Source organism: Bifidobacterium sp. wkB338, assembly GCF_003688325.1.
Classification (GTDB): domain Bacteria; phylum Actinomycetota; class Actinomycetes; order Actinomycetales; family Bifidobacteriaceae; genus Bombiscardovia; species Bombiscardovia polysaccharolytica.
In genome coordinates, this window is record NZ_NPOR01000003.1 from 33,838 (window position 1) to 48,647 (window position 14,810).

Annotated in this window: 7 protein-coding genes; 2 read left to right on the forward strand and 5 right to left on the reverse strand. The window is 62.0% G+C overall.

The window, feature by feature from the left end; genetic code table 11:
- Positions 1-109: 109 nt before the first annotated feature.
- Positions 110-1,456: an MFS transporter gene (locus tag CI603_RS00940; RefSeq protein WP_121912674.1), complete on the forward strand. Its 1,347-nt coding sequence runs from the start codon at positions 110-112 to the stop codon at positions 1,454-1,456.
- Between the two features lie 38 nt (positions 1,457-1,494).
- On the opposite strand, the gene CI603_RS00945 is transcribed toward CI603_RS00940, so the two are convergent.
- The 3 genes from CI603_RS00945 to CI603_RS00955 all read right to left on the reverse strand — a co-directional run bounded on the left by CI603_RS00945 (position 1,495) and on the right by CI603_RS00955 (position 8,773).
- Entirely contained in the window at positions 1,495-2,691 is a 1,197-nt protein-coding gene (locus CI603_RS00945) for an Mrp/NBP35 family ATP-binding protein (RefSeq protein WP_121912675.1), read from the reverse strand.
- 69 nt (positions 2,692-2,760) lie between these two features.
- The gene (gene ligA, locus CI603_RS00950; RefSeq protein ID WP_121912676.1) at positions 2,761-5,349 is read right to left on the reverse strand and encodes an NAD-dependent DNA ligase LigA; all 2,589 of its coding nucleotides are present in this window, start codon (positions 5,347-5,349) and stop codon (positions 2,761-2,763) included.
- A complete protein-coding gene (locus CI603_RS00955) occupies positions 5,342-8,773 on the reverse strand; it encodes a tetratricopeptide repeat protein (RefSeq protein WP_259465438.1) in 3,432 nt (1,143 codons plus the stop codon). Before CI603_RS00955 ends, ligA begins: the two co-directional genes overlap by 8 nt.
- A 50-nt stretch (positions 8,774-8,823) precedes the next feature.
- Here CI603_RS00955 and CI603_RS00960 point away from each other — a divergent pair, with 50 nt between their 5' ends.
- Positions 8,824-11,082: a hypothetical protein gene (locus CI603_RS00960; RefSeq protein ID WP_147438254.1), complete on the forward strand. Its 2,259-nt coding sequence runs from the start codon at positions 8,824-8,826 to the stop codon at positions 11,080-11,082.
- A gap of 18 nt (positions 11,083-11,100) precedes the next feature.
- Here the strand turns inward: CI603_RS00960 and CI603_RS00965 are convergent, their stop codons facing one another.
- Complete coding sequence (locus tag CI603_RS00965; RefSeq protein ID WP_121912678.1) at positions 11,101-13,338, reverse strand: exo-alpha-(1->6)-L-arabinopyranosidase; 2,238 nt, start codon at positions 13,336-13,338, stop codon at positions 11,101-11,103.
- A gap of 86 nt (positions 13,339-13,424) precedes the next feature.
- Positions 13,425-14,801 (reverse strand): MFS transporter, encoded by a 1,377-nt coding sequence (locus tag CI603_RS00970; RefSeq protein ID WP_232339351.1) that lies wholly within the window; start codon positions 14,799-14,801, stop codon positions 13,425-13,427.
- Between the last annotated feature and the right edge of the window lie 9 nt (positions 14,802-14,810).

The window sequence follows — 14,810 nt, forward strand, 5'->3', positions numbered from 1 at the left end:
CCATCGGCATCCGCCCATTGACGGCAACACGCCAGTCCCGGCATCCCGGCTGGCGGTCAGGCCAGAATGAGGAGAGGCATGAAAAAAGATTCGATGGAGGTGGAGACCGATGCGCTGGCTACGTGAGTTCATGGAGTTGCCCGTATATCTGCGAGCCATGCTCATCGTGGACCTTATGTGCAACTTCGGCATCGGCCTGGTTATGCCCATCGAGCTACTCTTCGCCACCCATTCTCTGGGCGCCACCATGAGCGAGGCCGCCCTGCTGGTGACCATCAGCTCGGTAGGATCGCTGATCTCCAACCCCATCATCGGATGGGTCTCGGACCGGCGTTCCTCCTGGCTGGCCATGCATACGGCCATGATCTTCTCGGTCATCGGCCCCCTGATCTTCACTGTGGCCCACGACTACCGGGCAGCAGTGGCGGGAGCCTTCGTCTCGGGCCTGGGGATGGGCATGCAGACTTCCTGGGCCAGCATTCTGACGCAGATCTCCACCAGGGAGCAGCACCGAATCGTCTACGGCATCAACCAAGCGGAGCTCAACCTGGGCATCGGCCTTGGAGCGGCCGTTGGCGGGCTGCTGGCCGCTGGTGGTCAGGACTTCCTCTATCGGCTCGGCTTCGGCGGTAGGGCCCTGGGGTTCGCTCTGCTCAGCCTGTCCCTGCTGGTCATCGAACGACACTGGCAGCTACGCCGCTTGACGGCTGAGCTCAAGGCTCAGGCGGAGCGGGAGGCCGTCCAGGAATCCGCAGGGGCAACCCATGTCCTGCAGAACAAACAGTCAGACGGCAATAAAAGCATGACCATCAACGGTACCTTCGGCGGGCGGACCAGCTCCCTGACCAGGGTGCTGGCCTCCATGGTTCTGCTGACCTTAGGAACCTTCTTCATGGACCTGTTCGGCTACTCCCAGTTCGACGCCGGCCTGGTCACCACTCTGATCTCCGATCCGCACATCCCCCGTTGGTCCCTGTCAGTGGTGGATGTAGTCAACACCTTCTCGGTTGTCATCATGAACATCGTGCTGCTGCCACGGCTCAAGGACGCCAACCATGTGCGCCTGTTGCGCACCGTGCCGGTCTTCTGGGCCGCAGCCTGGGTGATCATCGTCCTGGGCCTGCGCCTGGATTCCACCCCCGGTGCCCTGAGCGTGGCCTCTCTGGGCATCACCATCTTCGGACTGGGCGAGGTCATGATGGGCATCTCCCAGCCGGTGGTGGCCGCCGAGCTGGCCGGGCCATCGTTCAGTGGACGCATGTTCGGGCTGCTCAACACGGCCGCCTCCCTGGGCTACATCGTGGGACCCATGTTCGCCTCCTACGTCCTGGCCGGGCATGAGGTCATTCCCTTCCTGGCCATGTGCGCCATCGGGCTGGTCGTGCTGGCAGTCCCCTGGTTCCTGGCCATTCCCTCGCGGCAGATCACCAGCCAAAAGAGCCCGGCCGCCGTCTAATCTCAGACAAGGTACGGCACCGGATTAAAAACGTAGAGTCAGTCTTCACCGGCGGCCCGACGGACATCGCCAGGCTCTGAACCGGCCATCAGGGTCTTGGCTAGGTCCACGAATCGCATGGTCAGCGACGAATCGTCCAAGGAGCCATCTGATCTGAGGACAGCCGGTCGGCCGGACTCCCCCGATTCGCGCAGGTCAGTCTGCAGGGGCAACTGCTCCAGCAGGGGCACCTGATACCCCAAATCCCGGGTCAGCTGATCGGCTACACGCTGGCCGCCTCCCTGACCGAAGATGCGCAGCCGCTCGCCATTGTGCTCGTACCAGGACATGTTTTCAATTACACCCTGGACCTTGGTGGGCAGCTGGAGGGCCACCAGCCCTGAACGCACGGCCACCTGTGAGGCCGACGGCTGGGGGGTGGTGACCACGATCAGACGGCTGTTGGGCAGGGCCTGGGCCACGGACAGGGCCATGTCCCCGGTGCCTGGGGCCAGATCCAGCAGGAGCACATCGGGGTCGCCCCACCAGACATCGGATAGGAACTGCTCAAGCGAGCGCTGCAGGCGCGGACCCCTCCAGAGAATGGCCCGGTCCGACCCGGCGAACATGCCGATGGAAATCAGCTTGACCCCCCATGCGGTGACCGGCATCAGCATGCCGTGCAGATTGGTGGGCCGGCTGTGTACACCGAAGAGCCCAGGCAGGGAGAATCCGTAGATGTCCGCGTCGATGGCAGCCGTGTCATAGCCTAGGGCAGCCAACGTGGCCGCAAGATTGACCGTCACCGAGGACTTGCCCACGCCGCCCTTGCCCGAGGCAATGGCGAAGATGCGGGTGCCCACGCCGGGCTTGGAGAAGGGGTTGCTACGCCGGGCGGCCTTGAGGTCGGCTACCAGGTTGTCCAGCTTCTCCCGGCTCATGGAGGAAACATCGATATGGGGGCGCAGCCGGGCTCGCGGGTAGGAGGTCACGGTGCCGTTGATCTGGTTGGTGATGGTGGTCGACAACGGGCATCCCTTGATGGTCAGTTCCACCCGCACGGTCACCTCATAGTCGGCCTGGGCATCCCTGGCTGGCTCGACAATGATGTCGGTGATCATGCCCAAATCGGTAATGGACCGTCCCAGCTCTGGATCGATGACCCGACTGAGCCGCTCATAGACCTCCCCCTTGATTCTTCGAGGCAGCTCCTCCAGATCCCGGGTCCCTTCCTTGCGATGCTCTACTTGTTCCATGCCGTCACCATATCGCGCCCAGCCATCGGCTGCTAGGGCGCGGCTGGTCGGATATTGCGAATGTCACAATCAACCTTGGGCTGGGTTGGGGTCGCCGGTGTCAAGCAGGCGGTGGAAGGCCGCCTCGTCCAGGATTGGCAGGCCCAGACTCTCAGCCTTGTCGGCCTTGGAGCCCGGGTTGGCGCCCACCACCACATAGGTGGTTTTTTTACTTACGGATCCTGAGGCCTTGCCGCCGCGCTCCACGATGGCCTCCTTGGCGGAGTCCCTGGAGAAGTCCTCCAGGCTGCCAGTGACCACCACGGTCATGCCCTTTAGAGTCTGTGGCTTAGTGCTGCGCTCGACATGAGCGCCCACGCCAGCTGCCTGCCAGGCATCCAGGATGCGTCCACGCCAGTCGTCGGGCTGCCGAGCACCCTGGAACCAGTCGTGGATGGAATGCGCGATCTCGGGGCCCACACCGTCCAGCTCGGACAGGTCCTCCACGCTGGCTTCCTCCACGGCCTTGAGCGACGGGAAGCGGGCGGCGATGGCCCGGGCCGAGGTCGGTCCCAGGTGTCGGATGGACAGGGCCACCAGGACCCTCCACAGGTCGGCATGCTTGGCTTTGTCGATCTCTTCAAGCATCTGCAGGGTGTTCCTGGAGGGTTGGGCGTCGGCACTGCCCAGGGCGACCTCCTGGACCTGGGTCTCATGGCTGTTCATAGCCCGCTCGCCCTGGCCAGCCTGGGCGCTCTTGGGCAGGTTGTAGAAGGCAGGCACCCGGTACCAGAGACCGCTGCCGCCAGTCCGGCGCTTGGTTGTGGCACGTCCCTGCCGGCCTTCGACCTCCGCCTGCTCCATCAGGGGAACCTCACGCCAGACATAGACCTGGCGCAAATCCTCCACCTTCAAGTTGAAGAGACCCGCCTCGCTGGTCAGAACAGGTTCCTGACGAGGTGGAAGCTTCAGGTCCGGGTCCGGCTGATACTGGGCTGCCTGGCCGCCTTGGTCGACCAGGACCTCACGCAGGCCGGGAGCGTAGACCTCCACGGAATCGGGCCGGTTCTCATCGGGGTTGGTCAGGGCTATGGCGCTCTGCTCCCCAAGATGCTCGATGTCCAGGGCCTTTCGAGAGGCCATGTGGATGATCCGCTCGGTCAGCTGGGCCGGGCAGGACTCCACATTGGGGCAGCGGATGTCCACATCGCCCTCCTTGGCCGGGGCCAGCCGGGCACCGCAGCTGGGGCAGGTCTCGGGCATGATGAAGGGTCTCAGTTCCTTTTCGCGCCCCTTCCTGGCCTCGATAACCGGTCCGACCAGCTCAGGGATCACATCGCCTGCCTTGCGAACCACGACCGTGTCCCCGATCAGAATGCCCTTGCGCTTGACCTCGGAAGCGTTGTGGAGGGTGGTCCTGGAGACCGTGGACCCGGCCACGGTGACCGGGGTGAGAACAGCCACCGGGGTAATCCGTCCGGTCCGGCCCACCTGGACGGTGATGTCCAAAAGCCGGGTATTGACCTCCTCCGGGGGGTATTTGTAGGCCACGGCCCAACGGGGCGCACGCGAAGTAGCGCCCAGCCTGCGCTGAAGATCCCGGTCCTGCAGCTTGACCACGATGCCGTCCAGGGCATGTTCGATGTCATTGCGGTGCTGACCGTAATAGTCGATCATGTCCAGGATCTGGTCGAAGGAGGTGACGACCCGATTGTGGGGGGAGACCGGGATTCCCCACTGCTTATAGAGGTCATAAGCCTGGGACTGGTCGATGACCTCGTCGTGGGTCCCCCTGGGATGGGCCGGGCCCCACCTCAGGGAGCCCAGGCCATGGGCGTAGAAGCTCAGACGGCGGCTGGCCGTGATGCGTGGATCCTTCTGCCTCAGCGACCCGGCGGCGGCGTTCCGGGGGTTGGCGAAGGGCGCCTTACCCTCCTGCTCCTGCTGCTCGTTCAAGGCATTGAAGTCATCGAACCGCATGAAGACCTCGCCACGGACCTCCACGAACTCGGGGATATCACTGGCAGGCCCAGACAGGTTCTGCGGAATGCTCGAAATGGTCCTGACGTTCAGGGTGATGTCCTCCCCGGTAACGCCGTCCCCCCTTGTCAGGCCCTGTTCCAGGACCCCATTGCGGTAGAGGAGGTTGAGGGCCAGGCCGTCTATCTTGACCTCGCTGGTCATGGGCAGGGCCTTGCCCTGCGGCCAGTCGAGCTCGTTGCGAAGTCCGTCATACCACTGACGCAGCTCTGCGACGCTGAAGACGTCATCCAGGCTGAGCATCTGGGAGGGGTGACGGACGGAGGCGAAGTCGTTGGAGAAAGTCCCTCCGACCCGGTGCGTCGGCGACTGGGGTGTGTCCAGGCTGGGGAAGCGGGACTCCAGCTCCTGTAGGCAGCGCATCCGGGCATCATAGGCCGCATCAGAGGAGACCGGCGCATCGTCTATGTAGTAGGCGACCTGGTCGGACTCCACCCAGGCAGCCAGTCTGGACCAGAGACGCTGGGCCTGCTGGGCTCCCAGAGAGTCAAGATCCAACTCCCCCAGTCGCATGGCATCAGCATCGTCGGGCTGCAGGGAGGCTATCCATCGGTCAGTGCCCGGCCTGGGCCTGGACTCGGCATTCCCGCCCTCATCACGGGTTTGCTGAATATCTTCCTGAGCTGTTTTGTCATGCATTGAGCGACCTCATGAACTGTGCCTGTACCACATCAACACCTTCATTATCGTCGTCGTTCATCCTTGCGGCCGCCATTGACAGTGTTCGGGCCGGGACGAAGAGCCCACCATCCACACAGATGCGCGCTGCCTGGCGCACTATCGAAGCCACCTCGGTGTGAGGCCAGACCGGCAGGCCGTGTTCTGCCAGCACCCGGCGGGCCTGCCTGTGGTCTTCGGGCAGGACCACGCACTGGGAGCGGGCCCTGGCCTGCAGCTCGGCAAGCTCGCTCTTGAGGGCTGGTATCCGATCGGGACTGATGTGCTCGCTCATCAGGTAGGCCGCTGCAGCCACGTCAAACTCGTCGCGCATCCATGAGGCATAGGCCAGGCGATAGTAGGCGAAGGAGGCGTCGTCCCGATCCAAAGCCACCCGCAGGGCGTTGAGCGTGGCAGCCCGTGCCGAATCCCAGTCCTCCCGGTTAGCCAGCATGACCGCCAGCTTCAGGTGAGAAAGCGGATAGGCGGGCGCATAGGCCACCATGGCGTTCAGATGCTTGAGGGCCGCCTGGTCCTCCTTGATCTGGGCCAGCAGGTCGGCTATCTCGAGGTGGGCATAGAAGAGATTGTCAGGAATGAGCAGGGTCCGCTCTCCCGGTGTGGCGAAGAGGCGGTTGTAGACCACCCGCTCGGCATAGGAGTTGAAATAGCGGGGTACCTGGCCCTCGGCCGCAAAGATGGCATCCAGATGAGCGATAGCGTCTTGTTCAACCTGTATGCCCTGGGCTGCCCCACCGGAGAAGAGCAGGTCACGGGCTTTGACGCGCTCCTTGTCCAGCTGGGAGGACAGGGAGAAGTCAAAGTCTGGAACAGGGGTGCCATCGATCATTGCACTGGCAACCTGGGGGGCCAGCTGTTCCAGCTCCGGGTCGCCAATACTCTGGATGATGCCTGTGGCCGCCTGGGCCTTGGCCGCTGATGTCATGGTCCGGTCCGAGGCCAGCTGGTGGAAACCGCCTACAGCTCTCTGCAACAGGTCGGCACGCTGGATGGACAGATCCACGGCCTTATGTGCGCCCAGGGCCTTGGCAGACTTGTCAGCAAAGGCCACCTCGGAGAACTCGGGTTCCTCCTGACTGCCATGGGGGCTGAAGCGGTCATCGCGCATGTCGAACTCGGCCTCGGTAGGTTTGAGTCCGCCCTGGGGATCCACTTGCATGGCCGCGTCGAAGAAGCGGTAGATGGCACGTGGATCCTTCAGACCCTGTGAACGGATGCGGGAGAGGAAGAGTTCCCTGCTGAAGACCACCGAGACCAGGGTGCGGATGGTCGGATTGCTCTGCAGGGCGCTGAGCGGATTCTGCGATGCGTCGTCGTCAGTCTTGTCTGCAGAGGCATCATCATTCGAGACATCCTCCTTCGATGCATCATCAGCAGTCGACTCATCCGCGTCGGAGTCATTGGCTGACGACGGCGGCGCAAAAGCAGCAGAGTCAAGGTCCACGCCCTGCATGAGATCCTTGAACTCACGGTCCACGGATTCCTTTTCACCCTGATCTTCGGCCTTGTCCTCCTCGTTCCCCTCTTGCTGCTCCGGGGCCATCCGGGAGGCAATGGGCTTGGTGGGATCACCGTGCACGTCGCCATCCTTGGGATCAGCCTTGGACCCGGTGGGGGCCACCTCGCCTGAACGCATGCGCTCAAAGGCCTCAAGGGCCTGTCCCATCATGGTCCTGATAGCCGAGTTCTGCTGGTCGACAGCCTCTTCCAGACCAATGGAGTCGATCTGCAGGCTGACCTCGCGCACGGACGGATCCACCCCAAAGGCCAGGGCAGCCATCATCAGCCCGACGCGCAGGTTGTAGTCAGCGCTCATGGCGGATCGCTCGCCGTCGTCCAGATCCCGCCAGGCCCGCGACTGGTCCTCATAGCGGCTGGAGGGCATCATGGTGCGTCCTGCCGCAGTGAAGGCCAGGGCCACCTGTCCTTGGGCGAGATTGGACCTGAACTCCACATCGAAGCGGAAGGGCAGCCGGAGGGATCGCATCAGCATGGACAGCGTCTGCCGGTAGACCCATTCGGATCGCACCGGCTCCTGACCCTGGCCGTCCGCTCGCACAGGCAGCGCCTGGGGAGCCTGTTGACTCACCATAACGGCGGTCGCCGCAGCCTTGTCGACCATGGCATTGATGGCAGTCCGCCCGTCGTCCTCCAGTGGATCGAAGCGAATCGGATAGTCCCCCGGGCGCAGCAAGGCGACAATGGCAGGATCATCCAAAAGTGCCTGGTCCAGCCGGGTTGCCTGGACACGGTTGATCGAGTCCTCGGTGGGCAGCGTTCCCAGGCGCGCATTGCGTTCCAGCCAGGCGCTGACAGCGGCGAACCTATTGAGATTGCCCTCGATGCGCAGGGCTGCAAGGGCGGCAGTGAACTCCAGCCCATTGTCCCAGCTCAGGAAGTAGGCGCCCGAATAAGAGGAAGCATACAGATGCAGGGGCTCCGCCCCATGAACGGCCTCAAGGCCTGAGACGGGCGATAGGGCCCCAGCCTCGCGCATCAGGTCGGCGAACAGATCCTCCAGACCGGAGACCCGCTGTCCATGGGAGCGTGCCTGGATCATGTCACCCACGCTGCGTCGGATGGCTCCCATGGGCGCCTCCCGGTTGAGCCGGTAGAAGATGTTGCCCGAGCCGAACCCAGTGAAGGTTCCCTGGATGCGCGGCAGCAGGTAAGCAGCGAAGAAGGCAATGGCCACGGCATCCCTATACTCCAGGTCCAGGCGCATCTCAGGAGGCAGGAGCGGACGCAGCTGCTCAAGTGAATAGCGACCATCGGCTCGCAGCCAGGAGGCCAGCCAACGCATGTGGCCGGCATCGTCACGGCCTGCTACAGCACCCTGCAGGGCGCGGACCGGCCCCGAATCCTGACCCGGATCGCGGCCCAGCCGACGACCGTCGGCCAGGGTCACCTCCTCCTCCCGGCCCAACAAGAAGGCAGGCTCCATGTTCTGTAAGTCCATCCGGCTCTGCTCGCCGATGAAGACCCGGCCATGGTCGTCGGCCAGAGCAATCTGGGCGAAGTGACGACGATCGGTGAAGACACCTAGCGCAAAGCCGCGGCCTGGTGCATCAGGCCATTGGACCCAGCCAAGTGTCAGACCATCGGGAACGCCCTGCAGGCGCGGAAAAAGCCGACGCTTGACGGCGATGCCCAGAATACGGCTGTGGGAGGCCAGAAATTCGCGCATCTGCCGATCATCTGGGTGGTGCCCCGTCCGGTTGATCAGATCGACCATGTCGGCCACCGAAGAATCCAGGGGACGATCCCCGCGACTCCCAGTAGTCGGACGAGAGGAGCCGACCAGTCCCTCCAGTGAGGAAAGAATGGAACGGCCCAGGCCGGACAGATCCCCGAACCCCCGGGGCTTCTTCGCGTTCTTGGACATACCTTTGATTGTCCCAATCCAGCCCGACATGTCGCCGTTAGAATAAAACCGTGATGACTCTGCCAGCCCTGAGACGCCCCACCCCGGCCAGGGGCGCAGCCATCCGCCTGCTGCTGGCACTTTTTGTTGTGCTCACCCTGGAACTGGGGGTCTTCAATCTGGCCCATTGGCAGTCGCTGTCGGGTTCATCCTCAAACTCTCCGACAAGGACTGCTGGCGATGTCGCCTCACAATCGCACCAGCTGGGACCAGGGCTGTCCCCGTTGCCGGGCGGAGGACTGAAGGTCACCGATCCAGCTGGTGCCTGGATGGACGTCCCTGTCGCCAATGGACGGGCATCCTTCCTTCAGGCTCAGCTGGCAGAAGACATCAAGGGTTCACCCTTGTCGCAGATTCATGTACGTCTGGACCTGCACCTGGCCGGCGACAAGGGCTGGATCCAGGGCACCCGAGGGCTGATCTGCCCCGGTCAGGCCCGTAGCCACTATCTACGCATCAGAGGCAATCCCAACGGCGGTCGGATCCAGGCCATGCGACTGTGGATACAGGAGCCCGTCGGATCTCAGCTGGAGCTGACCGGAATGACTCCGGCCGATGTGGTACCCCTGGAACTCAACCTGGCGCGGATACTGATGCTGGCCTGTCTGGCGGCGCTGATCTTAGGCTACCTACCCGGCTCGGTCCTCTGGCGGACCCGGCTGGATACGGGTTCAGTAAGCCAGCGCCTGGCACTGGTCCTGATTTTGGCTCCGCTGGCAGTCTGGTCCTGCTGGAGCATCCAGTATGATCTGTCCACCTTTACCCCCGTGGCCTACCATCACCCGCAGGCCTACGTCTACGACTTCAACCAGTACGATCATGTGGCGCAGGCCCTTCTGCATGGACGCCCTTGGCTGGATCTGGGCCAGGCGCCGGGTCTGTCCAAGGCAGCCAACCCCTTTGACATAGCCACCCGCAACGCACTGCTGGCCCAGGACCAGCAACCCATATTTTGGGACTACGTCTATCACAATGGCCACTGGTACTCATACTTCGGTGTCCTGCCGGTACTGCTGCTCTTCCTGCCTTACAGGGCGGTGACCAGCCTGGCGCATCCGGGCGGGTATGCCCTGCCCACCAGTTCGGCTGCCGCCCTGCTGGTCACGGCGGCCACCATCATGACCGCCCTGGCCACCATCCGCCTGCTGGCCCGATGGTTCCCCCGGGTCAACCTGGCCGTGGTCGGCATGGCTCTTATAACCATGCTGGAAGGATCCGGCATGGTCTATCTCTGGTGCCGCCGCAACTTCTATACGATTCCCTTCGATGCCTCCATATTGGCGGTCATGACTGGACTCTGGCTCTGGATGGGGGCCAGACGGGTCCATCGACAGCCTGCAGATGCCGGTAAGCATTCGGATCGTGGATCAACGCGGATGTGGACCATGGAGGACGGGGACCAACCATGGCAACTGTCCAGACCTCGACTTTTTTTGGGTTCGCTGTCAATAGCTGCCACCCTGGGCTGCCGACCCACCTTCTTGGCTGCCGGACTACTGGCGCTACCCCTGTTTGCCAAAGAAATAAGGGCAGTCATCAACACCCTGTTCGCTCGCAGGAGCCATCCTGCCGACCTCTCTAGGAAACGGGCGCTGTCGCTGCTGGTCTGTGGCCTGTTGCCAGTCATCCTGGTAGCCGCTCCCCTGCTCTGGTACAACCGCTGGCGCTTCGGGTCCCTGCTGGACTTCGGCAACAGATATCAAATGACCGCCCTGGACCTGACCAACTATCATCCTGGCACCCAAGGTCTGCTTCAGATTTTTGGCTACTACCTTCTGCAGCCGTTGACCACCCTGCCGGTCTTCCCCTACCTGCAATTCTCCCCCGCTCCCATGCGGGTCTGGCACTTCACCGAGCCTGGCCTGGGCGGGCTGTTAGTCACCACCCCGGTACTCGTACTGGCCCTTGTCCTTATCGTCCTGCCCCGGGTGCGAAAAGAACTGCAGCGCCGAGGATGGATGCCCGCCTTGATCCTGGCCCTGGCCTTAGCGGCTCTGGTTATGGCTGCAGACTCCTATGTTGGCGGGTTCTCGGTGCGCTACACCATCGACTTCGCCTGGCTGATCTGCCTGGCTGCCGTTGTAATCATGGCTGCCGCATCCTTGGCATACGAAGGCGGCCGCTTCAGAGCGGGAGCGGCCGTCATGAGCCTACTGACACTAACCTGTCTGGCTGGCCTGGTCCTGACCTTGATCAACGCCATGGTCCTGCTGGAGCACTTCGACCCCAGTCAGGCCATGAACGTAGCCGTCTGGTTCCTAGCACCCTGAGCCCAGCCGACAGTGATGTCAGGAGTCCAGGCCCTGCTGCTTGAGGACTTGGTGATACCGGTCGACCATGTCAGCCACGGTGCCATTGCCATCGCCGCCTGACAAGGTGATGACCGATGCCAGAGGCATGGTATCGAAAAGCTGAGCCGTGTTGGGATCGTCAGGCAGCGGTATGCCATCCTTATCGATACGATCGCGCAAGATGGGCCCGCCAATCGAATTCTCGCGCCACTCGGCCATAGTCGATTCGGCATTCAGCGGAATGAACCTGCCGTCGCCATCCACCTGCAGGTCCTCTTCTGCAACCAGATCTCGGCTAGAAGTACCCACCTGGATGCGGTAAGTGCCCGCCTCCACATGCCAGGCATCCATAGCCGTGGACCAGTAGGCGAAGTCGCGCTCGGTCAGGTCCATGCTCACCCGGCTGGACTGTCCGGCTTTCAGGAAGACCTTGGTGAAGGCCTTGAGCTCATGGCTGGGCCGATTCACCCGGCTGGCGCAGGGGGCCACGTAAACCTGCACGGTCTGAGCGCCGTCCACCTGCGAGGTGTTGGTCACAGTCACCTCCACCCGAGCCGAGTTGGCGCCGGTTTTGGTCACCGTTACCTGATCCAGGTCAAAGTCGGCATAGGACAGCCCGAATCCGAAGGGGAAGGCCACCGGGCGCTGGAAGGTGTCGTAGTATCGGTATCCCACGTAGACACCCTCGCCATAACGGGAGTGACCCTCCTCGCCGGGGAAGGATGTAATGGTGGGGTTGTCCTCCAGCCTAACCGGAATGGTTTCAGGCAGATGGCCCGACGGGTTGGCAGCACCAGTCAGCACGTCCACCACCGCGCGTCCACCCTCCTGGCCCAGCAGCCAGGTCTCCAGCAGGCCCTTGGTCTTGTCCATCCAGTCGGCAACCGTCACCACTGCTCCATTGGAGAGGACGGCGACCACCCGGTCGTTGACCTCGGAGACAGCCTTGAGCAGAGCCACCTGCTTGTCAGGAAGATCCATGCTGGTGCGGTCAAAGCCCTCGGACTCGGCATCTTCAGGCAACCCCAGGAAGAGCACAACAGTATCGGCTCCGCGCACAACATCAAGCGCCTGCTGGGTCAGAGCAGGATCCTGCTCCTTGTCATCAAAGGTGAACCCGGGAGCGAAGTCCACATTCGTGCCAACCTCTTTGAAGCCATCCAGAGCCGAGGAGACCTCGGTCGGCGTGATGTGCGAGGAACCCCCACCCTGATAGCGCGGAGTCCGTGCAAATTCACCAATGACAGCGACCTTCTCTTTCGGATCAAGGGGCAGAATCCGGTCCTCGTTGCGCAAGAGGACAATGGACTCCTGGGCAGCCCGACGAGCCATGTTGTTGTGCTCCTGAACATCGTAACGATATCCCTGGTGAGACATGGCCGGACGTGCCTTGTCAATCAGATCCAGAATCCCCTGTGCCATCCGGTCCAGCTGCTCCTTGTCAAGCTGGCCGGCCTGCACAGCCTGGACCACCTGGTCATCAGTGCGGGAGGGCGGCATCTCCAGGTTGAGTCCGGCCTGCAGAGCGTTGACCCTGTTGTGGACGGCCCCCCAATCGGACATGACCATGCCCTGGTAGCCCCACTCGCCGCGCAGAACGTCCGTCAGGAGCCAGCGATTCTCTGAGCTGAAGACCCCATTGATCTTGTTGTAAGCGCACATAATGGTCCAGGGCTTGGCATTCCTGACCACGTATTCAAAGGCCGGCAGGTAGATCTCGCGCAGGGTGCGTGCGTCCACGTCAGAGCTGACCCTGAGCCGGTCGGTCTCCTGGTTGTTTGCTGCAAAATGCTTCAGAGAGGTTCCCACTCCCTTTGACTGGACCCCCTCGACCAAACCTGCGGCTTCATGCCCGGCCAGCACAGGATCCTCCGAGTAAAACTCGAAGTTGCGGCCACCCAGAGGGCTGCGCTTGATGTTGATGCCGGGGCCCAAAATCACGGCCACCTTCTCCTGGATGCACTCCTCGCCCATGGCTTGGCCCACCTGGTAGGTCAGATCGGGGTTCCAGGAGGAGGCCAGCCCCGCAGTCGGGGGAAAGCAGGTGGCCGGGACCGATCCGTAGACGTCGGAGCCAGTGGCTTTGCGCAAGCCATATGGACCGTCTGTGATCATATAGCCTTCATAGCCCTTGTCAGGCAGCCCCTGCAGGTGCCAGGAGTCCGACCCCGAGGTCAGTGAGGCCTCCTCTTGCAGCTCCAGATCCTTGGCTTTGGTATGTGATTCTTCTGTCATGTCTTTTTCCCTTTCATGTCTTTTTCTTTCGGGTTCGATTGACCGGACCGCTGCTCAGCACAGCTCCGGATTACAGGTTTTCAGACTCACTTGACCTTGCGGATCATCATGATGAATACGGTTCCCACCAGCAGACAAACGATAGCGACCGGGAAGATCATCCTGTAGCCTCCGAAGAGGCCAATGACCAAAGTCGTGCACCCGGGGGCGATCACCTGGCCGATTGTATTGGCCAGGTTGAGGATGCCCAGGTCCTTGCCGGCTTCCTTGGCATTCGGCAGCACATCGACGTTCAGCGCCTGGTCGACTGACATATAGCAACCGTTGCCGATTCCAGCCAGAGCAGCATAGAAGTACATGCCCGTGGCGGTTGGCATCAGGAAGGGGAAGAGTATGCCGACGGCGAGAATCAGGCAGCTGGTGGCTACGATCACCTTCCGCCTGTGCAGGAAGTCCGAGAGCGGGCCTGAGACCACGGAGGCCAGAATGGTTGTCACCACCGAGATCAAGGCCATGATTTTGAGTGTGGCTGCGGCCTGGGCATCGCTCAGGTGGCAGTACTTCTGCAGTATGTAAAGCTGGTAGCCCTGAATCATGAAGCAGCCGACAACGAAAGTGAACCTGCCCAGAAGCGCCAGATAGAAGTCGCGGCAATTCTTAGTGGGAGGTATGAAGGACCGGCCGACATCTGCCCAGGTTCGTTCCACGACCGTGTTGGCAGCCGACTTCTCCCGGGGCCAGATCAGCACGGTGAGAATACCGGAGAAGAGGAAGATGATCATGGCGACTACTAGGCCGGTATGGATGTTGGCTATGAACGAGCTACCGATAATAGTCCCCAACTGCTGGCCGACAACCTGGCTAGCTCCATACAGCGCCGAATAAGTTCCCCTGGTCGACTCAGGTATCCTGTCGGAGAGGACCGCCACGGCCGGGGCTATCAGGCAGTTGATGCCAACCTGCACAATGCACCAGCCGAAGATGATCATGGGAAGTGTATGGGACTGGATAACCAACAGGAAGCCAAGGGCACCAATAATGCCACCCAGTACGATCCAAGGAGTGCGCTTGCCGACTCGGAACCTGGACATGTCTGAAAGAGCACCGAATACAACGTTGGCCACCAAGGCGAACACACAGCCAATCGAATTCATTGTCCCCAGAGCCGCTTCAGGGCTAACTCCATGCAGGGAATTGAAAATCTGTGGCAGGAGAACCCCGGACCCCATGGTAAAGGGCGCAGCCCAGAGCAGGGATACCAGGACGAAGCCAATGGCAAAGCGGACCTTCTCCGCATTGTTGAGCCTTCTGCCCGTATCCGGAGCCAGGCTTGGGTCCACGCCTTGATTCGCCACAGCACCTCCAGTCTCATCTGCAGAGGCCATGGCCTTGATGTCCTCCCCGATTCGGGCACCAACCCCCTTGGCTGGATTTCCCCTTCGATCCTTATTTTCGTCTAACATCGTTATCAC